The 24885-nt window shown below is 70.2% G+C and carries 16 protein-coding genes; 10 read left to right on the top strand and 6 right to left on the bottom strand.

Going from position 1 to position 24885, the window contains the following annotated elements:
- Positions 1-67: 67 nt before the first annotated feature.
- The 3 genes from QJS31_RS20150 to QJS31_RS37400 all read right to left on the bottom strand — a co-directional run bounded on the left by QJS31_RS20150 (position 68) and on the right by QJS31_RS37400 (position 7875).
- On the bottom strand, positions 68-2221 hold the full coding sequence (locus QJS31_RS20150; protein ID WP_282785817.1) for a 3-hydroxyacyl-CoA dehydrogenase NAD-binding domain-containing protein: 2154 nt from the start codon (positions 2219-2221) through the stop codon (positions 68-70).
- 35 nt (positions 2222-2256) lie between these two features.
- Positions 2257-3468, bottom strand: a complete 1212-nt coding sequence (locus tag QJS31_RS20155; RefSeq protein ID WP_282785818.1) for an acetyl-CoA C-acetyltransferase — start codon at positions 3466-3468, stop codon at positions 2257-2259.
- Positions 3469-3723: 255 nt separating this feature from the next.
- The gene (locus tag QJS31_RS37400) at positions 3724-7875 is read right to left on the bottom strand and encodes a DNA polymerase III subunit gamma and tau (RefSeq protein ID WP_372341670.1); all 4152 of its coding nucleotides are present in this window, start codon (positions 7873-7875) and stop codon (positions 3724-3726) included.
- A 452-nt stretch (positions 7876-8327) separates the two neighbouring features.
- Between QJS31_RS37400 and QJS31_RS20165 the strand changes: the two genes are divergently transcribed.
- Both QJS31_RS20165 and QJS31_RS20170 read left to right on the top strand, forming a co-directional pair.
- Entirely contained in the window at positions 8328-9200 is an 873-nt protein-coding gene (locus QJS31_RS20165) for a hypothetical protein (protein ID WP_282785886.1), read from the top strand.
- A gap of 106 nt (positions 9201-9306) precedes the next feature.
- Positions 9307-10608, top strand: a complete 1302-nt coding sequence (locus QJS31_RS20170; RefSeq protein WP_282785887.1) for an ammonium transporter — start codon at positions 9307-9309, stop codon at positions 10606-10608.
- 99 nt (positions 10609-10707) lie between these two features.
- On the opposite strand, the gene QJS31_RS20175 is transcribed toward QJS31_RS20170, so the two are convergent.
- Entirely contained in the window at positions 10708-11550 is an 843-nt protein-coding gene (locus QJS31_RS20175) for a neutral zinc metallopeptidase (protein WP_282785888.1), read from the bottom strand.
- 438 nt (positions 11551-11988) lie between these two features.
- Here QJS31_RS20175 and QJS31_RS20180 point away from each other — a divergent pair, with 438 nt between their 5' ends.
- Complete coding sequence (locus QJS31_RS20180) at positions 11989-13587, top strand: DUF2207 domain-containing protein (RefSeq protein ID WP_306357392.1); 1599 nt, start codon at positions 11989-11991, stop codon at positions 13585-13587.
- Positions 13588-13678: 91 nt separating this feature from the next.
- Here the strand turns inward: QJS31_RS20180 and QJS31_RS20185 are convergent, their stop codons facing one another.
- Positions 13679-14938: an ROK family protein gene (locus tag QJS31_RS20185; RefSeq protein ID WP_306357393.1), complete on the bottom strand. Its 1260-nt coding sequence runs from the start codon at positions 14936-14938 to the stop codon at positions 13679-13681.
- A 439-nt stretch (positions 14939-15377) separates the two neighbouring features.
- On the opposite strand from QJS31_RS20185, the gene QJS31_RS20190 reads away from it, so the two are divergent.
- The 3 genes from QJS31_RS20190 to QJS31_RS20200 are packed head-to-tail and all read left to right on the top strand — an operon-like array spanning position 15378 to position 18589.
- Entirely contained in the window at positions 15378-17780 is a 2403-nt protein-coding gene (locus tag QJS31_RS20190) for a nitrate- and nitrite sensing domain-containing protein (protein ID WP_282782604.1), read from the top strand.
- A gap of 21 nt (positions 17781-17801) precedes the next feature.
- Positions 17802-18218: a roadblock/LC7 domain-containing protein gene (locus QJS31_RS20195; protein ID WP_195114816.1), complete on the top strand. Its 417-nt coding sequence runs from the start codon at positions 17802-17804 to the stop codon at positions 18216-18218.
- Positions 18215-18589, top strand: a complete 375-nt coding sequence (locus QJS31_RS20200; RefSeq protein WP_195144811.1) for a DUF742 domain-containing protein — start codon at positions 18215-18217, stop codon at positions 18587-18589. Before QJS31_RS20195 ends, QJS31_RS20200 begins: the two co-directional genes overlap by 4 nt.
- A gap of 23 nt (positions 18590-18612) precedes the next feature.
- On the opposite strand, the gene QJS31_RS20205 is transcribed toward QJS31_RS20200, so the two are convergent.
- Positions 18613-20568 carry a GMC family oxidoreductase N-terminal domain-containing protein gene (locus QJS31_RS20205; RefSeq protein ID WP_306357394.1) on the bottom strand — a complete coding sequence of 652 codons (1956 nt, stop codon included), beginning with the start codon at positions 20566-20568 and terminating at the stop codon, positions 18613-18615.
- Positions 20569-20813: 245 nt separating this feature from the next.
- Between QJS31_RS20205 and QJS31_RS20210 the strand changes: the two genes are divergently transcribed.
- The 4 genes from QJS31_RS20210 to QJS31_RS20225 all read left to right on the top strand — a co-directional run bounded on the left by QJS31_RS20210 (position 20814) and on the right by QJS31_RS20225 (position 24871).
- Positions 20814-21623, top strand: a complete 810-nt coding sequence (locus tag QJS31_RS20210; RefSeq protein ID WP_282782612.1) for an ABC transporter permease — start codon at positions 20814-20816, stop codon at positions 21621-21623.
- 377 nt (positions 21624-22000) lie between these two features.
- On the top strand, positions 22001-22690 hold the full coding sequence (locus tag QJS31_RS20215) for an ABC transporter ATP-binding protein (RefSeq protein WP_282782618.1): 690 nt from the start codon (positions 22001-22003) through the stop codon (positions 22688-22690).
- Positions 22687-23688, top strand: coding sequence for an ABC transporter substrate-binding protein (locus QJS31_RS20220; RefSeq protein WP_306357395.1), 1002 nt, complete (start codon positions 22687-22689; stop codon positions 23686-23688). The genes QJS31_RS20215 and QJS31_RS20220 overlap by 4 nt, the downstream gene beginning before the upstream one ends.
- Before the next feature lie 37 nt (positions 23689-23725).
- Positions 23726-24871, top strand: coding sequence for an LLM class flavin-dependent oxidoreductase (locus QJS31_RS20225; RefSeq protein WP_282782616.1), 1146 nt, complete (start codon positions 23726-23728; stop codon positions 24869-24871).
- Positions 24872-24885: the final 14 nt, after the last annotated feature.

A 24885-nucleotide genomic window follows, 5' to 3' on the forward strand; every position in this document is an offset into this window, starting at 1 on the left:
CCGTGTGGTTCATCCCGGCTGACACGGTACGCACCGAGTCAGTGGCGCATATGCGCCCGCAGCGGAACTACTTGCGCAGCGACGCGGGCACCTGGAAGCGGTCGCCGAACTTGGCGGCCAACTCGTCGGCACGGGCCACGAAGGCCTCCTGCCCACCCGGGTAGCCCACGATGAACTGGTGGGTGCCACCGGTCCAGGCCGGGAAGCCGATGCCGAAGATCGAGCCGATATTGGCGTCGGCGGTGGTGGTGAGCACACCCTCGTCGAAGCACTTCTGGGTCTCGATGGCCTCCGCGAACAGCATGCGGTCCTTCAGATCCTGGAAGGTGACGCCCTCGGGCAGTTCGGTCGAGGTCTTGTACAGCGAGCGCAGCTCCGACCACAGGCTGGTGGCCTTGCCGTTCTCGTAGTCGTAGAAGCCCGCGCCACCGGCCTTGCCCTTGCGGTCGAATTCGCCCACCAGCTTGTCCAGGATCGCGGCGGTCGCGGCCGACGCGGCGTCGATCTCGCCGCCCTCGGCCTCGAGGGCCGCCGCGGTCTCCTTGTAGATCTTCTGCATGGTGGTGAAGTTCAGCTCGTCCGACAGCTTCAGCGGAGCCGCCGGGTAGCCCGCCTGCAGACCGGCCTGCTCGATGGTCTGCGGGTCGATGCCCTCGTCGAGCATCTTGATGGCCTCGTTGATGAACTTGCCGATGACGCGCGAGGTGTAGAAGCCGCGCGAGTCGTTGACCACGATCGGGGTCTTGCGGATGGCGAGGGTGTAGTCGTACACCCGGGCCAGCGCCTCATCGGAGGTCTTCTCGCCCTTGATGATCTCGACCAGCGGCATCTTGTCGACCGGCGAGAAGAAGTGGATGCCGATGAAGTCCTCGGCCCGCTTCACACCGGTGGCGAGCAGGGTGATCGGCAGGGTCGAGGTGTTGGAGCCGAGCAGCGCGTCGGCGTCCACGATGTCCTCGATCTCCTGGAAGACCTTGTTCTTCAGCTCGGGGTTCTCGAACACGGCCTCGATGACGAAGTCCACGCCCGCGAAATCCTTGGCATCGGCGGACGGGGTGATCCGATCCAGCAGCGCCTTGGACTTCTCCTCGGTGGTCTTGCCCCGCGAGAGCGCCTTCTCCTCGAGCTTGACCGAGTAGTCCTTGCCCTTGTTGGCGGCCTCGATGGTGACGTCCTTGAGCACGACGTCGATGCCGGCCTTCGCCGTGACGTACGCGATGCCCGCGCCCATCATGCCCGCGCCGATGACGCCGACCTTCTTGATCTCACGCTTCGGCACGTCCTTGGGACGCGAACCGCCGTTGTTGATCGACTGCAGGTCGAAGAAGAACGCCTGGATCATGTTCTTCGCGACCGGGCCGGTCAGCAGCGAGACGAAGTAGCGCGACTCGATGAGCGAGGCGTTGTCGAAGTCGACCTGCGCGCCCTCGACCGCGGCGGACATGATCGCGCGCGGCGCGGGCATGTTCTGGCCCTTGATCTGCTTGCGCAGGTTGGCCGGGAAGGCCGGGAGGTTGGCGGCCAGGGCCGGGGTGGACGGGGTGCCGCCCGGGATCTTGTAGCCCTTGACGTCCCAGGGCTGCACGCCCTTGTCCGGGTTGGCCTTGATCCACGCCTTGGCGGCCGGGACCAGCTCGTCGACGGAGGCGACGACCTCGTTGACCAAGCCGGTGGCCTTGGCCTTCTGGGCGTTGAACTTGTTGCCCTGCAGCAGCACCTGCATCAGGCCGTTGGCGATGCCGAGCATGCGGGTGACGCGGGTGACGCCGCCACCGGCCGGGAGCAGACCGAGGGAGACCTCGGGCAGGCCGACCTGCGCGCCCTTGACGTCGGCGATGATGCGGTAGTGGGTGGCCAGCGCGATCTCCAGGCCGCCGCCGAGGGCCGCGCCGTTGATGGCCGCGACGACCGGCTTGCCCAGGGTCTCCAGACGACGCAGGTCGTCCTTGATGAAGGTCAGCTCCTCCATGATGGCCGCGGCGTCCGCCGGGGTGGTCTGCATCATGTTCTTGAGGTCGCCGCCGGCGAAGAAGGTCTTCTTCGCGGAGGTGATGACGACACCGGTGATGTCGTCCTTCTCGGCCACGAGGCGGTCCACGGTGGCCCGCATCGAGTCCTTGTACAGCTGGTTCATGGTGTTGGCGCCCTGGTTCGGGTCGTCCATGGTCAGCACGACGATGCCGTCGGCGTCCTTCTCCCAGCCGATCATGTTCTCAGTCATTGATTCTCGTTCTCCTAGAGAAAAGTCAGTGGGCGTCAGACGCGCTCGATGATGGTGGCCACACCCATGCCGCCGCCGATGCACAGGGTCACCAGCGCGTAGCGGGCATTGCGACGGTGCAGCTCGTCGACCATGGTGCCGGTGATCATGGCGCCGGTGGCGCCCAGCGGGTGGCCCATGGCGATCGCGCCGCCGTTGACGTTCAGCTTCTCGTCCGGGATCTGCAGGTCCTTCTGGAACTTCAGGACGACGGAGGCGAAGGCCTCGTTGATCTCGTAGAGGTCGATGTCCTCACGCTTCAGACCGGCCTTGGCCAGGGCCTTCTCGGCGGCCGGGGTCGGACCGGTGAGCATGATGGTGGCGTCGGCGCCGGAGGTGGCGGTGGCGACGATGCGGGCGCGCGGGGTCAGGCCCGACGCCTTGCCGGCGTCCTCGTTGCCGACCAGGACCAGCGCGGCACCGTCGACGATGCCGGAGCTGTTGCCGCCGTGGTGGACGTGATCGATCTTCTCGACGTAGGTGTAGCGCTGCATGGCGACGGCATCGAAGCCGCCCATCTCGCCGATGCCCGCGAAGGACGGGTTCAGCTTGGCCAGATCCTCGACCTTGGTGCCGGGGCGGCGGTGCTCGTCGGTGTCGAGCACGGTCAGGCCGTTGATGTCCTTGACCGGGACGACCGAGTTGGCGAAGTAGCCGTTCTTCCACGCGGTGTCGGCCAGCTCCTGCGAGCGCACGGCGTAGCCGTCGACGTCCTCGCGGGAGAAGCCCTCGATGGTGGCGATCAGGTCGGCCGAGATGCCCTGCGGGACAATGTAGCTGTCGAAGCTGGTGGCCGGGTCCATGAACATGGCGCCACCGTCGGAGCCCATCGGCACGCGGGACATGGACTCGACACCACCGGCGATGACCAGGTCGTCGAAGCCGGAGCGGACCTTCTGCGCGGCCAGGTTGACGGCCTCGAGGCCGGAGGCGCAGAAGCGGTTGATCTGGATGCCGCCGACGGTGTCGGGCAGGCCGGCGGTCAGCACGGTGGTGCGGGCGATGTCGGCGCCCTGGTCACCGACCGGCGAGACGACGCCGAGGATGATGTCCGAGATGCGGTCCTCGTCCAGGTTCGGGAACCGGTTACGCAGCTCCTGGACCAGACCGGTGGTCAGGTCGATCGGCTTGACCGAGTGCAGCGAGCCCTTCTTGTTGCGGCCGCGCGGAGTGCGGATGGCCTCGTAAATGTAGGCCTCTGTGGTCATATCGGAGTTGTCCTCTCTAAAGGTGCGCCGTCACCGCGTTGTGCGGAGCGGCCGCGGTTACCTCGCCGACCGGCCTTGTCGACCGACCGTCCTGACGCTGTACAAACCGCGTCACGAACCGGCTTGTCGACGCTCCGGCAGCCCTTGCGCCTGGGCATACCTTAGAACCTCGCCGAGCCAGAACTCACGGCCACCCGATCATAGTACCGCCGGATGCGAACTCCGGTTAACTTAAGGTGCCTCACACGGGTGCTGTCAAGCCTCCAGCGGGCTGGCACCCAACTCCGACCGCAACAACTCCAAGGCCATCTCATCCGGGTCGCGGCGATCACCGGGCGGGACGGGCACGGCCGCATCGGCCAACATCTCCCGCTCCTCCTCCGCTGTCGAAGCAGGTGGGACCCCGTCATAACCTACCGGCGAGTAGTCCGACGGCCCCGGGTCGTCGGGAAGGTCCGGCCCGTCGGGCAGCGGAATATCGTCGTCCAGGGGGGATGCCGGAGTGCCCGCGGAAGAGTCGCCGTCTCGGGAACCCGAGGACGACGCACCCCACCCGCCGGACGTGTCCGCCTGCGGCTCGACCGCGGCAGCAGCCTTGGCCTGACTCGGCCGCGAGAACTTCGGCGGAGCCTTCTTCGCGGGAGCCTGCGCGCCCGCCCCGCGTCCAGCGTTCCCGGCACCTCGCCCGCGCCCGGCACCACCCGACGCGGCACCCCCGACCTCCCAGCGCACCTCGAACTCCCGCCCGAGCACCGCCCGCACGGTGGATCGCACCGCCTCCAGGTTCTTCGCCTCCGACAGCCGCTGCGCCAGCGCCGCGTGCTGATGCGCCAGCACGATGACGTCACCCTCCACCCGCGCGACCGCCGCGGCGGCCAGCAGGGCGGGCAGCGCGGGCCCGAACTCGCGGACCTTCGCCTTGATCTCGACCCAGGCACCCTCCACCATCACGGTCAGATCCGCCCCGGCGGGGGCCGCGTGGTCAGCGGCAGCAGCATTGTCAGCGGCAGCGTTGTCGGCAGCAGCGTTGTCGGCAGCAGCAGTGGCGGCAGCATTGTCAGCGACCGCATTGTCGGCAGCAGCGTTGTCGGCAGCAGCAGTGGCGGCAGCATTGTCAGCGACCGCATTGTCGGCAGCGGCATTGTCGGCAGCGGCATTGTCGGCAGCGGCATTGTCGGCGGCTTCTCCAGCCGCGTCCGCACCCGCCGATTCCCCCACTCCCGCGAGCAGGTCAGCGCCCGCATTCGCGCCCGCGCCTCCGGGCTCACCCGTGCCCACCGCGTGTTCCGCACCCCCGGCCATCGCGGCGTCAGCCGTCGGACCGGCGGCGGGTATACCACCGCCCGCCCCGGATTCCGGCGCACCGGCTACCCCGAAGGCCGCGGGGGCGCCGACCTCTTCTCCGGACTGACCGAATGCGCTGGGCTCGGCGGCGGGTCCTACAGCCCCGGTCTCATCGACAGCGGCCCCGACGCGACGGTCTGTGGTTGCCGCGGTATCCGACGCGGCCCGGGCGTCCGCCTCCCCGGCCGACGCAGCCGAATTCCGTACCCGCGCACCGGCAGCGTTCGCGCCGGTACCGGCGAGATCGCCACCGGTCGAGGGACCGGCCGACTCTGCTGATGCCGAATCCCCTGCCGACGCACCAGCGTCAGCGGTCCGGTGTTGCGCCGCAGCGCTCGCGTCGGCGGCTCGATCACGCGGCTGCCCATACTCACCAGCGGCACCGAACGCCCCCTCGTCGGAGGCGCCGCGCCCGGCCGTGGAACCGGCCCCCGCAGCCGAATCCTGGAGTCCGGCATCAATTACGGAAGCGGGCACCGCCTGCGGGGCAGCACCGTCCGCGAGGGTGGCGGTGGCCCGCGACGCGCCGTCCGCGTCACGCTGCGCGGGCGCGCCACCGGCGCCCTCCGCCCCCCGTTGCCGGGCAGGTGCATCCGATCGCGCGGTCGGGTCGTCGCCCCGCGCGCCGGCCGACGGTGGCGCGGTGTGTCCAACCGATGCGGACGCGCCCTCTACCAGGCTCGAATTCTCCTGTGCCGCAGAGGATCCAGCAGCGCCGCCGGATGCATCGGCGACCGAGTTGCCAGCACCGGACCCGGCCGGAGCGGACTCGCCGCCATTCGCCGGACCGACGTCGGCAGCACCGGTCGCGGCCGCACCCCCGCCGTGGACGACGGACGCGGCGGAGCCGAGAAGTTCGCGCAGGGCGGCGGCGTCCTCGGTCAGCACGGTCTGGATTTCGGCGGTGGCTGCCGGTGTGAGGGTGTGCAGGCGGGCGGCCCACCCGGTGAGCTTCTCGGTCCACTGCGGTTCGGCGACCGCGCGGGCACTGGCGTAGCCGACCAGCATGAGCAGGGTTTCGCGAGCGCGCTCGAAATCGGCGGCCGGGTCGGGGGATGCGGGCGAAACCGGTTGGGCGGCAGGTGATGTAGCCGGTTGGGTGGCGGCCGACGCGGTGGTGACCGATGCGGCCGCCGACCCTGCGGCCGATCCCGTGCCAGCCTGGGAAACGCCGCCGCCCGGTGAGCTAGGGGCCGCTTCGGCGGATGACTGTTGTTGCGGGGCGGCAACTTCCGGCCGGGCCGCAGATGTCGGCAGGTCGGACGGGCCGCCGGTGACCGGGTCGAGTTCGGGTGGCCGGGCGGCGGAGGTGCCGGACGGCAGGCGCGCAGCGGACGGCGCCGCCGCCGGGTCGCCGGATTGCGCGATGGCGTTGAGGTCCGGTGCGCTGCCCCCCGCATCGGTCACACCACCCCCCGGGTTCGCGGCAGCGCTGGCGTCCGGTGCGTCGTGGGTATCCGCCGGTGTGCTGTTCGAGGATGTCGGCGCGGAATTGCCCGCCGCCGCCCGGTTCGCGGGGGCTCCCGGCGACGTCGGCGCGGGCTTACCCGCCGCCCCGTGCGCAGGCCCGGCGGCACTCGTCGCGGGTGTGGATCCTCCCGTCGCGCTGCCGGAGGGTGCCGCTCCACTCGGTGGGGTGGGCTCGGGCTGGCGGGTTCCGGGTGCGGGGGATGCCTGGGTGCCGGACTTCTCGGCGCGCATGGCGGCGAGGGCTTCCGCGCCGCGACGGCGTGGTGAGCCGCCGGGGTTCGGCTGCGCCGCCGAGGGTCCGGCCGAGGGCTGCGCGCCGTGCTGCGGGGTCGCGCTGCCCGCGACGCCGGGGTCGGCGGCGGTCGGGTTGCCAACGGTCGGGTTGCCAGCGGTCGGGTTACCGAGCGCGGCGTTACCGGCGGCCGGGGGCAGGGGTGCACCCGCCAGGCGGCGTTCGATGCGTTCCAGGCGTTGCAGGGCCGCGGATTCGGTGTCGGTGGCCGAGGGCAGCAGCATGCGGGCCGCGATGACCTCGAGCAGCAGGCGGGGGGCGGTCGCGCCGCGCATCTCGCCGAGACCCTCGTGCAGGAGTTCGGCGTAGCGGGTGAGGGTGGCGGGACCGATGGCGTCGGCCTGGGCGCGCATGCGGTCGAGGACGTCGCCGGGGCCGGAGACCAGGCCGCGGTCGGTGGCGTCGGGGACGGCGCGCAGCAGGATCAGGTCGCGCAGGCGCTCGAGCAGGTCGGTGGCGAAGCGGCGGGGGTCGTGGCCGGATTCGACCACGCGGTCGATGACACCGAACAGGGCGGCGCCGTCATCGGTCGCGAGCGCCTCGACGGCGTCGTCGATGAGGGCGATATCGGTGACGCCGAGCAGCGACACCGCGCGCGGATAGGTGACCCCCTCGGATCCGGCGCCGGCCAGCAGCTGGTCCAGCACGCTGAGGCTGTCGCGCGGCGAACCGCCGCCCGCGCGAATCACCAACGGGTACACCGATTCCTCGACCTGCACCCCTTCCTGATCGCAGATGCGGCCGAGCAGTCCGCGCATGGTGGCGGGCGGCAGCAGCCGGAAGGGGTAGTGGTGGGTGCGCGACCGGATGGTGGGCAGCACCTTGTCCGGTTCGGTGGTGGCGAAGACGAAGATGAGGTGGGCGGGCGGCTCCTCCACGATCTTCAGCAGCGCGTTGAAGCCCGCGGTGGTCACCATGTGCGCCTCGTCGACGATGAAGACGCGGTAGCGGGATTCGGCGGGCGCGTAGAAGGCGCGGTCGCGCAGTTCGCGGGTGTCGTCGACGCCGCCGTGGCTCGCGGCGTCGAGTTCGATGACATCGAGGTTGCCCGGTCCGCCCGGGGCGAGCGCCACACACGACGCGCACACTCCGCACGGTGTGGACGTCGGCCCCTCCACACAGTTCAGCGAGCGCGCGAGGATGCGCGCCGATGAGGTCTTGCCACATCCGCGCGGTCCCGAGAACAGGTACGCATGACTGATGCGACCGGTGTCGAGCGCCGTACTCAGGGGATCGGTGACGTGCTCCTGCCCCACGACTTCAGCGAACGTTGCCGGTCGGTACTTCCGGTAGAGAGCCACGGCAGAGAGGCTACCGGCGGACACCGACAGCGCATGCGCCGATGTCCCGACCCGGTTCGGCGCGTCCGATTCGACCGAAAATCCGCCTCGCTTCCCGTTCGCCACCCACCCGCAAACGTGATGTGAATCACGTAGGAACCGAGCGCCCCGTTCGCCGACGTCACGCAGTCCCCCGGTGCGAGAAGAATGCACAGCAAATTCTCAGCGTAGTTCGGGAACGGAATTTGCCGGATACCGCTGTAGTGCATGATCGCTGTCTACAGACCTGCGCCCGGTTTCAACTCCGCATTACGGACATAACGATACCGTCAACGGATGCGGCAAGATCGCAATTGCTTGGCTACCGTGGACATCGGCAACTTCGGTAGCCAAACCTTCATCAGGTTGGTGTCCCCGGCCGGTCCCTCATCCCGACCGGGGCGCAACCAAATCTCTCGGAGGAAACGCCCAACGTGCCGTCGCATGACGACATCGCAGCCGCCTGGCTTTCCGGTACCGAATTCGCCGGCAATCGAACCGCGGCGGATCTGCTGAGCCGAGCCATCAGCCCGCGCGAGTTCGATCTGCACCGCGAATCGCTGCCGGTCACGGCAGCCGCCGACCCCGCCACCGCCGGTGCGATCCTCGAACTCCTGCATCGCGGCCAGGTACCCACCCTGCCCGCCATCCGCACCCTGATCACCCAGAACGACATGCGCCGCGAGGCCGAGCGCATCGAGCGTCTGGGCCGCCGCGCACAGCGCGGCATCGACGATTTCGGCCGGGTGATCGCCACCCTCACCGACGAATACTGGACGCTGAACGGAAACGGTCCGACCCGTCGCGACATTCTGCTGTCGGAACCCGTTGTGGCACTTATTCGCGAGCACGTCGGCGATATTCCGCCGACCGCTGTGAAACACCTGTGGCTCATCGAGCGCGCCCAACGCGCGGGCTGGATCGCCTACAACGATTCTCCGCGCTCCCTGTGCGCCGGACGGCGTTTCCATTCGGCGAAATACGGAAATCGGGTGTCGCTGCGACCGGTGAACGCGATCGGCACCCTGGTGGCCGCATATCTGCGCGATCAGTTCGCCGAACACGATCGCCCGCCGCGCTGGTCGGTGCTGGCCCATGAGCTGCGCGACGATCGCGGGCGGCGGGTATTCAACGACACCGCCGACGCCCGCGCCCAGCAGCAGTGGATGACCACCGCGGAATGGATGGTGCTGCGTGACGACGGTCTCCCCCTGCCCGGACCGCGCGGCCTGCGCGCGCTGAACAAGAAATCGCGACGTCCAGCCCGGGAAAAGCCGCGCTCCGACGCGCGTGTGAGCATTTCGTAACATCGCGTGCACAATCCGTAACACACGAACGCTCTTCGTAACAACGCGGAAACGTGAGGTTTCGGTAACTTCCCTGAAACGCGAAACGCGTGGAAGGAGTTACCCCGTGCCCACAATCGATGCCGCCGCCACCTCGTGGTTGCTGGCCAGCACCGCGCTGGTGCTGCTCATGACACCCGGCCTGGCGATCTTCTACGGCGGCATGGTGCGCTCCAGCGGCGTGCTCAACATGCTGATGATGAGCTTCATCTCCATTCCGCTGGTCACCGTGGTGTGGTTGCTGGTCGGCTACACGCTGGCCTTCGGTCCGGACGCGGGTGGGGGATTCATCGGCGGATTCGATCATTTCGCCCTCTCCGGATTCGATCCGGGCACGGTGCGGGTGACCGATACCGAGGCCAACAGCGGTATTCCGGATCTGCTGTTCGTCACCTTCCAGCTGACCTTCGCGATTCTCACCGTGGCACTGGTCAGCGGCGCCATCGCCGACCGCGCGAAATTCTCCGCGTGGATGATCTTCGTGCCGATCTGGGCGACGCTGGTGTACGCGCCGATCGCGCACTGGGTGTGGAATTCCGAGGGCTGGCTCGCCGAATTCGGCGCACTCGACTACGCGGGCGGCCTGGTGGTCGAGATCGCCTCCGGCGCTTCGGCGCTCGCGCTGGCACTGGTGCTGGGGCCGCGCGTCGGCTTCAAGATGGACGCCATGCGCCCGCACAATCTGCCGTTCGTGCTGCTGGGCGCGGGCCTGCTGTGGTTCGGATGGTTCGGCTTCAATGCCGGTTCGGCGCTGGCGGCCGACGGCACCGCGGCCGCGGTCTTCCTGAACACGTTGGTGGCGGGCTGCCTCGGCATGCTGGGCTGGCTGGCCGTGGAGCAGGTGCGCGACGGTCGGCCGACCACCTTCGGCGCGGCGTCCGGAGTGGTGGCCGGTCTGGTGGCTATCACGCCGTCCTGCGGCTTCGTGAACACCCTGGGCGCGATGATCGTCGGTCTGGCCGCGGGTGTGGTGTGCGCGTTCGCGGTGGGCTGGAAGTTCAAGGCCAACTACGACGACTCGCTCGATGTGGTGGGCGTGCACTTCGTCGGCGGCGTGGTGGGCACCATGCTGATCGGCCTGCTCGCCACCGAGGTGATGACCGGCGAGGGCGGCGCGGCGGGCCTGTTCCACGGCGGCGGGCTCACCCAGCTCGGCAAGCAGGCGGTGGGCGTCCTGGCCGTGGCCGCCTGGGCTTTCGGCATCTCGTTCCTGATCGGCAAGGTGATCGACGCGACGATCGGCTTCCGCGTCTCCCACGAGGACGAGGTGGGCGGCATCGACTTCGCCCTGCACGCCGAGACCGCCTACGCCGAAGGGGTGCACGGACATTCACCGCGGCGCATCGGTGAGGGGCCGCTCGGGCACTGAGCCCGAGGGGACGCGATGCACGACTCGGGCCCGTCGCCGCGCGACGGGCTCGAGTTCTTTCCGGTGCACCGCGCTTTCGGTGCACCGCGCGTGCCGGTTCTAGTTCACCGCGCTCGCCGGGGCGGTGAAGGTATTGCACGCGAAGGTGCGGTTCTCGTCGAGACCCACCTCGAACCAGGCGCCGCCGTTCTGCGTGGTGCCGTGGTCACGCATATCCCCCGGTGCGTCACCGCGATGGTAGGCGTCGTTGCGCGCGACGCCGATCTGCGCCGAGGTGAGCGCCCCGCCGCCCCGGGAGGAAGACAGGTACATGCCGTCGAAACAGTTGGCCTGCAACTCGGTTCGGCGCGACAGCTCGAGCCCGGTGTCGGAGCGGACGCCCGCCTCGCGCCGCTGCGCGTGCACCTTGCCGAGAATTCCGGCCTGCGCCTGCACATGATGGCCGTACTCGTGGGCGAACACCGACAGGTAGACCACCCAGTTGTTCTTGAAGACATCGGTCTGCAACTGGCTGATCGGCATGTAGATGGTCTTGTCGGCGGAGCAGTAGAAGGCGGCGAAATTGCTGCTGTTGCCGGTGCACAGCGTGGTGATGCCGGTGGTGGACGCGGTCACCGTGACCTCGGGCGCTTCGAAGGACAGACCCACCTCGGCGAATACCGCGCGCCAGCCCGCTTCCAGACAGGTGGCGGCGGAGTCGAAGAAGGCGCGGGCCTGCTCCACCTGGGTGCTCCACGGCGCGTAATCGCAGTCCGCCGGAACGAGAGTGGCGTCGGTATCGGTGAGCAGCGGATTGCCCGCCGTCTCGGCGACGCCGAGCGCTCCGATATCCGGGCCGTAACCAGTGTCCACCGAGTCGCCCGCTCCGAGCTTGTCCACCCCGGCACTCAGGGCGGTGCGCAACAGCACACCGGTCACCACCACGATGACGATCAACAGCACTGTGCCCCAACGACGACGGCGCGGCGGCGGGGTCGGGCGCGCGGTCGGGCCGTACGGGGCGGGGCCCCGCGGCGCGGGCGGCTGCGTCGGCGGGCGCTGGTGCGGTGTGTAGCCGACCGGGGGTAGCGGGGGCGAGAGCGGAATGCCGTACGGCGATGCCTGCGGCCCGCCCGGTCCGGGATGCGGTTGATAGCCGGGCGGCGGCGGAAATCCCTGACGCTGTGGATAACCGGGGCCGGGCCGTTGTGGATAACCCGGCTCCGGGCGTGGACCGGGAGCGCCGGGACGGCGACCGGGCGGCGGCGGAACAGGCCGTCCACCAGGGGAAATCGGCCCCTGTCCGTACGGTGGTCGAGTCATTCCCCCGGACCCCCTCGTCACCTCGATATCACCGACAGCCGCTGAGGAAGGATAGCAAGCTGTCTAAAGTACCCTTCCATGCAGATTTTTCGGGGGGGCTTGGTCGTCGCGCTGCTCGCCCTGCTGGGCCTGCTCGCCCCGGCCGCCCAAGCCCAGCCCGCTCCGGACGGGGTGCGGATCGTCGCCGACGTCGATCTCGGCGACGACGGGCTGCTGCGGGTCACCGAGACGGTGACGGTGCCCGAGGGCGAGGAGTTCCGTCAGGTACTGCCGCTGCGCGTGCAGGTCAGCGAGAGTGTGGCGCGCACCTTCCGGGTGACCGACGTGCGCTCGACCGGGGCCGGGGAGGCGACGGTCGCCGACGACCGCTTCACCATTACCGCGCGTCCCGGTGAGTCGACGTTCGAGTACACGGTGCACAACACGGTCAGCGATACGACCGGAGCGCAGGTGTTCCACTGGACCGGTGTGCTGAATACCGATGTGGCGTCGGTGGTGGCGACGGTGAGCAGTCCGGATTTCCGGATGGGCGTGACGAAGTGCACCATCGGGCCACCCGGACAGCCGCGGGACTGCGCGGACATCCGGGTCGAACCGGACGGTTTCGCCCATCTGGAGAAGACCGATCTGCGCAAGGGCGATGTCATCGACGTGACCCTGCAACTGCCGCCCGGGACGGTGGCGGCCAATGCCGATATCGACGATGCCGACGCGCCGGGTCCGTTCTCCGTCACGACTCCCGTGCTCGCCGCCTTCGCGGTCCAGTTGCTCGGGGTGGCGGTGGCCGCCGGATTCGTGGTGTGGTCGCGCAGGCAGGCGACACCACAGCAGGCCGAGGCGGTCGATCCGCTGCTGCGCGAGGGCAATCGGGTGCTGTTCACCTCCCCGGACGGGGTGCTGCCCGGTACGGCGGGGCTGCTGCTGGATGGCTATGTGGATCCGCGCGATCTCGCCGCGACGGTGGTGGATCTGGCGGTACGGCGGTACCTGTGGGTGACGGCGATCGACGATACGGATTGGCGGATCACCCGGGTGAATCCGGCCGACGGACAGCTCACCGACCATGAGCGGGCGGTGTACGCGGCGCTGCTGCCGGAGGGCGCGGAGTCGGTGCTGCTGTCGGAACTGCGGGGGCGCTTGGACGCCACGGCGGTGCGCAAGGCGCTGGTGGCCGATGCGGTGGCGCAGGGACTGTATGTGGATCGCGCCCGGCGCGGGACGGAATTCTGGCTCGGCGTCGGGCTGATCGCGGTCGGCGCGGCCGCCACCGTCGGCCTGGCGCTGGGTCCCGGTCACGCCCTGGTCGGGGTGGCGATCGCGCTCGGCGGTGTGGCGGCCCTGCTGCTCCCCCGCTATCTGCCCGCGCGCACCGCGGCCGGTCGCGAACTCACCGACCGCGTGCGCGGCATGCAACGGGCCCTGGACGCGCTGTCGCGCGAGCAGATCCCGCCGCCGGACCAGGAATTGGTCTTCTCCCGCGCACTGCCCTTCGCGGTGGCCGCGGGCCGCACCGACCACTGGACGCGCGCCTTCCGCGACCTCAACCCGAACTCGGACGGCCGTCCCGGCCTGTACTGGTTCGGCGGCTTCGAACGCGACCGCGACCTGTACCGGTTCGCCGGGCACTTCCCGTACTTCATCACGGTGCTGGAGGGGTTGTTCACGCCCGGGAAGTAGTTTCGCGCGGGTCTCGACACATCGACGTACACCCCGGGCGACATCGGTCCCGGATACTCCCGGGCGTGGACCGGAGACGCTCCCGCCGCGATCAGCGAGCGCGAGTGGCGCGGCGGACGGCCGACAGCGGGTCGGCGTAGAAGACGCTCAGCGAGGTGACCGCGGCGGCGCTCTCCTGGACTCGGCCGCCGAAGCGGCTGATGCGCAGGTCGGCGTCGGGCAGGGCGGTGTTCTCGGTGAACGCCCGTGCGACACGGTCGATTCCGGGCTGGTAGCCGGTGAATGCCTGACCGCCCAGGATGACGCGGTCCGGGTTGAACATGTCGCGGATGAGCGCGGCGGTTCGGCCCAGTATCTCGGCGCGTTCGGCGAGCAGGTCACGCGCGGCGGCCTCGGTGTCGGCGGCCCGGTAGAGGTCGGTGACGCGCGGGCGACGAGGTGCCTCCGGCTTGGGCAGGATGCCGTGGCGCACGGCGCGCGAGAGCAGTTCGCGCTCACCGACGGTGGCCTCCAGGCAGCCGCGACGGCCGCACGGGCATTCCGCGTCCGAACCGGTGGGCAGATGCGCGATCGAGCCCGGACCGTTGGCGGGCGTATGCACCCGATCGTCCAATGTCACCGCCACACCGACGGTTTCGCGCGCGTAGAGGTAGAGACTGCTGCCGGGGCGGCTGTCCGTCTCGCGTGGCGTCAGCAGCAGTTCGGCGGCGGCCATCGCCTCCACATGCGCGGATACCGAAACCGGAAGGTCCAGTACGGAACTGAAGACGGCGGCGACCGGCGCGGACCGCCAGCCCAGCCGTGGGTGGTCGACCTCGCCGGCGGCGGCGTCCACCCGTCCCGATACGGCGACGCCGACCCACAGCGGCCGTCGGCGCGGCAGCCGGTCCAGGAAGGCTCTGGCACTGCGCGCGACTATGGTCAGCGCGGCCTGCTGCCCGGTCTGCGGCGTGGCGATCTCGAGGCCGCCCAGCATCCGGCCGGACAGGTCCGCCGCGACGATCCGTGTGACACCGCAGCCGATATGCACACCCACCGTCGCGAAGGAGTCGGTGTCGACCTCCACGGGCACCCGCGGGCGGCCGACCGCACCGGAGACCGTGAGATCGGCCCGCTCCCGCAGCAGTCCGGCCGAAAGCAGCGCGGACACTTGACGATTGACGGTGGCGATACTCGCGCCCGTGGCGCGGGCGGCGCTGTCGCGGAAGATGGGACCGCGCGCCGCGGCCCGTAGCACCGCGGCGGCCGGGTTGTCGGAGATGCGCAGTTCCGGCGGCACGGCGGGACGGGCCGGAGCCGGGCGGGTGGACGCGGTCGGAGTATGCGGTCGCTCGAGGGCGGGGCTGGACATGACGCGAATTCCTTGCTGCGGTCCCGTACTCGGACGGGACATGTCGACAGGACGTATCGGCAGCGGCAGCGAGGATGCCCGGGGGCGGTGGCGACCCGGGATCAGAACTCGACTGCGCGACGGCGGGAGCAACACAGCTCGCGCTGGCGCGGCAGCCGCACGCCCAGCGCGACGGTCACATAGGTGACCCGCGTGGCGCGAGGGCGGCTGGCGGTCATGTCGATCAACATAACATCCCACGAATCCGGCCCGCCAGGTTCGAACAGCGCGCATCCGGCCGTGGTGGGTGGCACGACCGGACACCGGTCAGTGAGACGTGTGGTTGCGTCGGCATCTATCCGTTACTCTTTCGTCGAGAAAGTGTGACCTTGCGCTCATCTCAAGCACACGGGCATCGAATACCGGCAGGCGCGCCATCGGAGAAGCAGGGAAGATCTACGTGGGCATTCGGCACAACCTGCGCACAGCGTCCGCCGCACGGTCCGATGCACTGGCACGCGACCTCCGCGACGTGCGGGGACGGATCGGCATCCGGGCCCGGCTGCTGTCCATCGTGCTCATCTCCAGCGTCACCCTGCTGGCCATCGGCGGCGGCGCGGCCGTGTATCTGGTGGACGACGCGCGCAGCTCCACGGAATGGGCCGACCTGGCCAGCAGCACGACCGGCCCGGCCATCCTCATGATCTCGGCCTTCGAGGAGGAACGCCGGCTGTCCCTGTTGCGGCTGGCCGGTGACGAGGACGCGGCCGCACAACTGGCCACCGCTCGCCAGCAGTCCGATGCCGCGCTGGTCGCGCTGGAGGCCAAGGGCGATGCCGCCACCGAACTCAACCCGAACAACTCGGCGGCCGATATCGAGGGCTACAACCGGCTTTTCGAGATGGTGCCCACGCTGCGCGCCGGTATCGACGCCCTGCGGGTGCCGGCCGATCAGGTGTTCACCTTCTTCACCCAGGTGATCGGCACCATCATCGCCGCGTCCGTGCTGGCGGCCCGGGTGGCCCCGGACGCCGAGATCGCGGTCGAACTGGGTTACGGCGTGGAGGTGCTGCGCGCGGCCGAGGCGCTGTCGCAGGCCGACACCCTGGGCTCGGTGGCCCTGACCACCGGTGAGCTGACCGAACCGCAGCTCCTCGAATTCTCGCGCCGGGTGGGCGAATTCCGCGATCAGGTGGCCTACGCCGCTACGGTGCTGAAGGGGAAGCGGCTCGACCAGCTCAACGCCATCACGGCCGGTCCGGCCTGGCAGCGGGTCACGGCCATGCAGGACGCCGTCGTGCTGCGCGGCGCGGTCACCGACGGAGCCAAGCCGAAAACCGCGCTCCCCCTCGATCTGGCCGGTTGGCAGTCGGCGACCGCGCAGGTCAATTCCGCGCTCCAGCAGCTGTGGGAGGACCAGAGCCGCGACGCGCACGCCGTCGCCAAGCAGCGCGGCACGGACGCCACCCGCGATGCCCTGCTCGGCGGCGGCGCGGTGCTGCTGGTGGCCACCGTCGCCTTCCTGCTGGCACTGCTGCTGGCCAACCGATTCATCGGCCGGATGCGCCGATTGCGCCGCCACACCCTGGAATTGGCCGATGAGCGCATGCCCGAACTGATCCGCCGCGCCGGATCGGGCGCGGCCGTGGACGCCGAGCGGGACGCCGCCCGGCTGGACTTCGGCACCGATGAACTCGGCCAGGTGGCCGACGCCTTCAACCGCGCCCACGGGGCGGCGGTGGCGGCCGCGGTGGCGGAGGCCAAGACCCGCACGGGTATCAATGCTGTCTTCCTCAATATCGCCCACCGCAGTCAGGTGGTGGTGCACCGGCAGCTCGCCCTGCTGGACCGGGCCGAGCGCGAGGAGACCGACGCCGATCAGCTCGAATTGCTCTTCCAGCTCGACCATCTCGCGACCCGGGCGCGCCGCAATGCCGAGAACCTGGTCATTCTCGGCGGTGAGCAGCCCGGCCGCCGCTGGCGCAATCCGGTGTTGCTGATCGACCTGATTCGCGGTGCGGTCGCCGAAAGCCTGGACTACACCCGGATCTCGACCGGGCGCATCCCCGAGGTGCGGATCGCGAGCAAGGCGGTGGCGGATGTGATCCACCTGCTCGCCGAGCTGATGGACAATGCGACCGCCTTCTCGCCACCCGAATCACCGGTCACGGTATCGGCGGTGGTGGTCGGCCGCGGGGTGGCGATCGAGATCATCGACCAGGGGCTCGGCATGTCGGAGGCCGAGTTCGCCGAACGCAATGCCATGCTCGCCGATCCGCCGGACTTCAGCGTGGCGACGCTGTCCAGCGATACCCGGCTCGGGTTGTTCGTGGTGGCGAAATTGGCTGGACGACACGGGCTCTCGGTGCGGCTGACCGAATCCGACTACGGCGGGGTGCGGGCGGTCGTGCTGGTGCCGCATCCGGTGCTGGAGGCGGCGCGGCCGGTCGACGCCGGTGTCGACGGCATTCCCGAGGTCATCGCCGTCCCCGAGGTCATCGCTCCCCTCGGAACCTCGGTGGATATGCGGCGGCTCGCCGAGATCACCATGCCGCCCATGCCGCCGCTGCGCGAATCGTGGCCGGGCTCACTGCCGATGAGCCCCGGCACCGTGCACCGCGCGGTCGACACCGCGCCGTCCACCGCATCGCCCGCCCGGCCGCTGCCGTCGCGGGACGATCGACCGGAACTGCCTCGCCGCCACCGCCATTCCGGCCCGAAGGCGAACACCGACCCCGTGGCCCCCGCCCCGCCGCGCCAGCGCACCGCCGACGAGGCGCGCGATCTCATGAGCGCGATAGCCAAGGGCACCCGCCAGGGCCGTCAGGCCCACCCCGACACCGGCCGCACCCCGAACGAATAGCTCTACCCACAGAAGGCGACAATGACCACTTCACAGCGAATCGACCTCGGCTGGCTGCTCGACGAACTGGTCAGCGGGCTGCCCGACGCGCAATCGGCGGTGCTGTTGTCCTCCGACGGCCTGCTGCTCGGCTTCTCCAAGGGACTCGACCGCGCCGACGCCGACCGTTTCGGCGCCATGGCCTCGGCCCTGCACAGTCTGGCGCGCAGCGCCGGTCACCACTTCAAGGCCGGTGGGGTGTGTCAGACCGTGGTGGAACTCGATCACGCCGTGCTGTTCATCACCGCCGCCGGTGCGAACGCCTGCCTGGCCCTGCTGGCGGCCGAGACCGCCGACATGGGGCTGGTGGCCTACGAGATGAACCAGACGGTGCAGCGGGTCGGCACCCATCTGGCGGTGGATCCGCGGTTCACGGCGGTCGACCGGCCACAGCCATGAGCGACGCGCGCGAGCACTGGTACGAGGAGGACGCGGGCCCGCTGGTCCGCCTCTACGCCGTCACCCGTGGTCGCGGCCGGGCTCGGCGGCCGGATCTGGATATGACGACGCTGGTGGTCGACATCCACCGGGGCGCGGCGTCGCGCCGCACCGAACCCGAGTACGCGGCCATCATCGGACTGTGCCGCACCCCGCTGTCGGTGGCGGAGGTGTCGGCGCATCTGCGGCTGCCGCTGACCGTGACCAAGGTGCTCATCGGTGACCTCATCGACGACGGGCGGCTGCTGCACCGGTCGCCGCCGCCCGCGCCGACCGGGCACGCCGACACCGGCGTCCTGCATACGCTGCTGGAGGGCATCCGAGCCCTGTGAGCGGTCCCGGATGCCGTGCGGGACTAGCTCAATCGCGTCGCGAGACGGGTGGCGTTCATGTAGCCGATCGCCTCGATGGTCACCATGGGATTCACCCCCGGCGCGGTCGGGAAGCAGGAGCCGTCGGCGACGACGATATTGGCGACATCCCAGGTGACACCGTCCGGATCGACGGCCGACAGCTCGCGGGTGCCGCCCATGCGCGCCGAACCCATGATGTGCAGTGCGCCCATCGCGCACCGCCCGGGCGCGTAACCCGCCCGGCGGCACGCGGCGGCGAAGTCGTCGTGGGAGCCGCGCACGCCCGGCTCGTAGTCGATGCCCGCCTGATGTCCCGAGAAGATCCGGCGCGCTCCGGCGGCCTCGAGAATCGAAGCGGCCCCGACGATTCCGGTGTGCAGATGCGCGGCGTCGTAGTCGGAGAGCCGGTATTTCACGATCGGTTCGCCGCTGCCGTCCACGGTGACGGTGCCCGGATCGCGGTCGCGGGTGATGACGCCGACCGAATTCGACCGGGCGAAGTCGAGCATGGTGTCCCGGAAGCCCGCCGCGCCGCGCCAGCTCATGAAGCCGGTGGCCAGTCCCGGATGGATCGGCCCGGTCTCGTAGATGACACCGTAGCCCCGGCCGTCCAGGTCGGCGTGGTGGCGGCTGATCCGTCCCTGGAGCGCACCCTCCCACGGGCGGATGTCCTCGTCGAACACCCCGAAGACGGCGGCGGCGGGATGCAGCCGCAGGTATCTGCCGATGTTCTTGTTGCGCAGGCCGGATCGGCGCAGCAGCGCCGGTGTCTGGATGGCGCCGGCGGCCACCACCACGGCGCGCGCCCGCACGTCGATCTCCACCCCAGTCGAGGTGAGCGCCGAAACAGACTCGGCGCGGCCGTTTCTCACTTCGATACGGCGCACGTCGGCGTCGACCACCAGGCGCGCGCCGCGGGCGGCGGCGTCGGCGAGCCAGGTCTTGGTCACCGTCTGCTTGGCCCCGAGGCGGCAGCCGTAACCGCAGCGGCCGCATTCGACCCCGGCGTCACAGGCGTCGGAGACATTGCGCGGCAACGGATCCACCGCCCAGCCCAGCGCCCGTGCGCCGCGTTCGAGGACGCTGTCGCGGGCCGAGAGCGGCGAGCGCTGCTCGGTGACGCCGATCCGCTTGCGCACCGCCTCGAGCGCGTCGCCGAATTCGGCGTCGGCGAACTGCGGGACGCCCAGCTCGGCCCATTCCTGCCGGATGGCGTCCGGCGTCGGCAGCGAGGTGCTCCAGTTGACCACGGTGCCGCCGCCCAGACAGGTGCCCGCCACCAGCGTGAGCTGTCCCTCCGCGGTGGCGGACGGGCCGGGCGCGTACAGCTTCGTCAGCGCGTCGAGCTCGCCCGCACCGAAATCGCGGTCGTCGTAATAGTTTCCGCGTTCCAGCAGCACCACGTCGAGACCGGCCTCGGCGAGCACCGCCGCCGCCACGCCGCCACCCGCACCCGATCCGACGATGACCACATCGCAGCTCAGCGAGGTGTTCTCGGTGAAACGCAGCGGGGTGAGCGCGGGCCGCGGGGCCGACGGCAGCGGGCCGGTGGGCTCGGGGTAGCCGATGCGCCCCCAGAGCGGATTGGTTCCGGTCGGGCCGGGCGTGACGTTGTAGGCGAGCAGCGCCGCCTGTTTGAGCGCCTGGAATACGGCCCGCGCGGGCGCGAGGCCGGAGTCCCCGAGGCGCAGCAGGGCCTGTTCCCGCTGCTGCTGCGACAGCGACGAGAAGCGGCGCGGGCCGCTGCCGGTGAGCAGTCCGGCCAACCGCGAATCCCACCGGTCCAGCAGCATGGCCAGCTGCTTCCGTTCGGCCTCGCGCGGATTGCGGCCCAGTATGGCGAAGATCGTGTCGACCGCCCCGAGTTCGGTCGCCGCGGGCAGGGACGCCCCGTCCCCCGGCAGGAACGTATCGCAGATCATGCCCAGCGCCGCGCGCTGTCGGGCCGTTGGTTCCATGACAAATCCACCCTTCGTAACCGAGTGAGTTCTACCACATTCATGTGAATGTCCGGTCACTGTTCCTGGTCACAACATGGTGTTAACAAGATTTGTCGATGTGAACGGCGAATAACATCAGCTAGGCGCCGATGCCGGGCTGCCAAGAATCATGCCGATTCCAACCGGTGCGGGTCGCGCCCGGTCCGGCGGACCATCGAGCAACCCGCCGCTCGGCGGAATTCCCGTCCCACCGAGGTTTCGCTTTGTCAGCACTCATTGCTCGGCCCGCCGCACGGTCGACGCCCCACCGCTCCCTGCCCGGCCCCTGGCCGCGGCTGGTCAGCCCACTGGTCCTCATCGTCGCCTGGCAGCTCGCCAGCGCCACCGGCGTGCTGCCCGAACGGCTGCTGGCCGCGCCGACCACCGTGCTCGAGACGACGCTGGAACTGTTGCGCGACGGCACCCTGACCGACGCCGTCACCGTCTCGCTGCGGCGGGCGGTCATCGGGTTCGCCATCGGCGCGGCGCTCGGAGTCGGGGCCGCCGTGGTGGCCGGGCTGAGCCGGATCGGCGAATACGCGCTGGACCCGCCCATGCAGATGCTGCGCACCCTGCCGTTCTACGGGCTCATCCCGCTGCTCATCCTCTGGTTCGGCATCGGTGAGCCGCCCAAGATCGCACTGGTCGCCTTCGGCGTGGCGGGGCCGCTGTACCTCAACACCTTCGCCGGAATCCGCGGCGTGGACGGCAAACTGGCCGAACTCGCGCGGGTGCAGCGGCTCGGCGGACCCGCGCTGATACGCCACATCGTGCTGCCGGGCGCACTGCCGCAGACCCTGGTCGGGCTGCGCCAGGCGCTCGGCGTGGCCTGGCTGGCGCTGATCGTCGCCGAACAGGTCAATGCCGACGCCGGGCTCGGCTACCTCATCAACAACGCCCGGGAGTTCCTGCGCACCGACGTCATCGTCGTCGGCCTGCTCGTCTACAGCGTGCTCGGACTGCTCACCGACGCGGTCGTCCGGCTGATCGAAAGGAGAACCCTCACATGGCGACGCGGATTCTTAACGCCCTGAACGGTTTTCGCGGCGCAGCAGCAGACAGCGCCGCCACACTCGCCGGCCCGCAGCCGGGGGCGGGTGCCAACGCCGCACCACCGGCCGCGAGCACGTCGCACCCGGCAGCCGCGGCTTGCGAACCGGCGGTGGGCGTAACCTCCGCGCACCCGGAATCGGCGGTGATCGCCCCATCCCCGGACAAGGATGCCTTCCCGGCGCACCCGGGAGCGGTGGCGGCGGCCTCGTATCCAGCGGCGGCCACGATCACCACGGCCAGCCGTCCGGAGGACGCGGACGCCTCATCCGCGCCTCGAGTGGCTGCGCATCCGGAGCTCGCCACACAGGAAGCCGGGAACACGTGGACGCATCCGGACAGGGGAGCTCCTGTCGCGCGAATCCGCGACCTCGGCAGGGCATTCGGGACGCGGCGCGTGCTCGGCGGCATCGATCTGGAGATCCGGCGGGGGGAGTTCGTGGCGCTGTTGGGGCGCAGCGGATCCGGCAAGTCCACGCTGCTGCGGGCGCTGGCGGGACTGGATGCCGAGCACACCGGGGCGCTGTCGGTGGCCGGAGAGGTGGCGGTGGCGTTTCAGGAACCGCGCCTGGTGCCCTGGCGGCGGGTTCTGGCCAATATCACGCTGGGACTGCGGCATTCGGAGCCGGAGCGGGCCGCGCGGGCCGCGCTGGCGGAGGTGGGTCTGGCCGAGCGCGCCGAGGTCTGGCCGGGCACGCTGTCCGGCGGTGAGGCGCAGCGCGCCGCCTTGGCCCGCGCGCTGGTGCGCGCCCCCGATCTGCTGCTGCTGGACGAACCCTTCAGCGCCCTGGACGCATTGACCCGCATCACCATTCACGGCCTGGTGCTCGAACTGTGGCAGCGGCACCGCCCCGGCGTGCTGCTGGTGACCCACGACGTGGACGAGGCGCTGCTATTGGCCGACCGCGCCCTGGTGCTCGGCGACGGCCGGATCGCCCGCGACCTCGCGGTAGACCTGCCCCGGCCGCGCCGCCGCGACCACCCCGAATTCCTCGCGCTGCGTTGCGAATTGCTCGCCACACTCGGCGTCCCCCCGGAAGGAGCCGCATGACCGGCCGACGACGCACGGCCGCCGCGCTCGCCCTCGCCGCGACACTCGTCACCGCCTGTGGTGGCACCGATGCCAACCGCGACGCCGTGCGACCCGACGGTTCGGTCGACCTGTCGGCGGTGACGCTGCGCATCGGCGATCAGAAGGGCACCGGCACCCGAGCCCTGCTCGAAGCGGCGGGTGAGCTGACCGACATCCCCTATCGCATCGAATGGTCCCAATACACCTCCGGACCGCCCATGGTGGAGGCCGTCCATGCCGGAGCGGTCGATATCGGCGGCGTCGGCAATGCCCCACCGGTGTTCGCTGCCGCCGCCGATGCCGGGATCGGCATCGTCTCGGCGTATCTGACCGGCACCGGCGGACAGGCCATCGTGGTCCCCCGGGACTCGCCGCTGCGGGAGCCGAACGATCTGCGCGGCAAGCGGATCGCCGTCGCCAGGGGCAGCTCCGCACACCACCATCTACTGTCCGTGCTGAATTCGGCCGGACTCGGCTTCGCCGATATCGAGCCGCGGTATCTGCAACCGGCCGACGCGCTCGCCGCGCTCAGCACCGGACGCGTCGACGCCTGGGCCACCTGGGATCCCTACACCGCCCAGGCCCAGGAGCAGGCGGCGGCCCGAATCCTGGTGGACGGCAGCGGCTATGTGCGAGGCGACTCCTTCTATGTGGCCGGGCGACGGGCGCTCGACAATCCCGCGACCGCCGCCGCGCTGCGTGACGTGCTCGCCCGCATCGGTCGCGCACACAGCTGGGCCAATGGCGATACCGAGGCGTGGGCGACGATCTTCGCCCAGGTCACCGGGCTGCCCGTGACGGTGACCCGATTGGCCGTAGCTCGCGCGCCCTACCGGGACCACCCCATCGACGACGCCACCGTCGCGGCCGAGCAGCAGGTGGCCGACGCCTTCGCCGCGGCCGGGCTGATACCGCGGCGGGTGACCATCGCCGACTTCGTCGACACCCGCTTCAACGACCTGTTCGCCCCAGCCTGACCCCCGCCCGAACCTCCCGCCAGCATCGGAGCCTCCCGTGTCCCTGTCATTCCACTGGTTCCTACCTACCTACGGCGACTCGCGCGCCCTCGTCGCGGGCGGCCACGGCACCGCCATGTCGGGTGATCGGCCCGCCACGCTGCGATATCTGCGCCAGATCGCCGGAGCCGCCGAGGAGAACGGTTTCGAATCCGTGCTCACGCCGACGGGAGCGTGGTGCGAGGACGCCTGGCTCACTACCGCCATGCTGGTGGAGTCCACGCGCACCCTGAAATTCCTGGTGGCGCTGCGGCCCGGACTGGTGAGCCCGTTCCTGGCCGCGCAGATGGCGGGGACGTTCCAGCGGCATTCCGAAGGGCGGTTGCTGCTCAATGTAGTGACCGGTGGCGAGAGCCACGAGCAGCGCGCGTACGGGGACCACCTGGACAAGGAGCAGCGGTATCGGCGCACCGGAGAATTCCTGGACGTGGTGCGGCGGCTGTGGACGTCCCGAGAGCCGATCAGCTTCGCGGGCGAGCACATTCGAGTGGACGACGCGCTGCTGAACAATCATCCGGACCCGGTGCCGCCCATCTTCTTCGGCGGGTCGTCGACGGCCGCCGGTCCGGTGGCCGCCGCCCACGCCGACACCTACCTCACCTGGGGCGAACCATTGTTCGCGGTGTCGAAGAAGCTGGAGTGGATTCGCGGGCTGGCCGTCGACCGAGGCCGAGTCCTCGACTACGGCTTACGAATTCACGTCATCACTCGCGACACCTCGGAGCAGGCGTGGGCGGAGGCCGATCGGCTGCTCGCCGGCATCGACCCGGCCGACGTGGCGCGCGTGCAGGCGAGTCTGGCGCGCAGCGAATCCGAGGGACAGCGCCGCATGACCGAACTGCACGGCGGCAGCACCGATCGGCTGGAGATCGCGCCCAACCTGTGGGCGGGCGTGGGGCTGGTGCGCGGCGGCGCCGGAACCGCCCTGGTCGGCTCGCACACCGAGGTCGCCGAACGGCTCACCGAATACTCGCGGCTGGGCATCCGCCACTTCATTCTGTCGGGTTATCCCCATGTGGAGGAGGCGTATTGGCTCGGCGAGGGTGTGCTGCCGATCCTGCGGCGACGCGGTATGTGGGGGCGACACGACGCGGTCGCCGCCCCACCGTCGGCCACCCCGTTCGCCGCTGCCGCGTCGAGTTGACTGCCGGATGGACC

This window comes from Nocardia sp. CC213A, assembly GCF_030766805.1.
In the GTDB taxonomy this organism is placed as follows: domain Bacteria; phylum Actinomycetota; class Actinomycetes; order Mycobacteriales; family Mycobacteriaceae; genus Nocardia; species Nocardia otitidiscaviarum.

Bases quoted from the DNA above. Each gene is read 5' to 3' on its own strand.
- QJS31_RS20150 (WP_282785817.1), bottom strand. From the start codon at position 2,221: ATGACTGAGAACATGATCGGCTGGGAGAAGGACGCCGACGGCATCGTC.
- QJS31_RS20155 (WP_282785818.1), bottom strand. From the start codon at position 3,468: ATGACCACAGAGGCCTACATTTACGAGGCCATCCGCACTCCGCGCGGC.
- QJS31_RS20180 (WP_306357392.1), top strand. From the start codon at position 11,989: ATGCAGATTTTTCGGGGGGGCTTGGTCGTCGCGCTGCTCGCCCTGCTG.
- QJS31_RS20185 (WP_306357393.1), bottom strand. From the start codon at position 14,938: ATGTCCAGCCCCGCCCTCGAGCGACCGCATACTCCGACCGCGTCCACC.
- QJS31_RS20195 (WP_195114816.1), top strand. From the start codon at position 17,802: ATGACCACTTCACAGCGAATCGACCTCGGCTGGCTGCTCGACGAACTG.
- QJS31_RS20200 (WP_195144811.1), top strand. From the start codon at position 18,215: ATGAGCGACGCGCGCGAGCACTGGTACGAGGAGGACGCGGGCCCGCTG.
- QJS31_RS20205 (WP_306357394.1), bottom strand. From the start codon at position 20,568: ATGGAACCAACGGCCCGACAGCGCGCGGCGCTGGGCATGATCTGCGAT.
- QJS31_RS20220 (WP_306357395.1), top strand. From the start codon at position 22,687: ATGACCGGCCGACGACGCACGGCCGCCGCGCTCGCCCTCGCCGCGACA.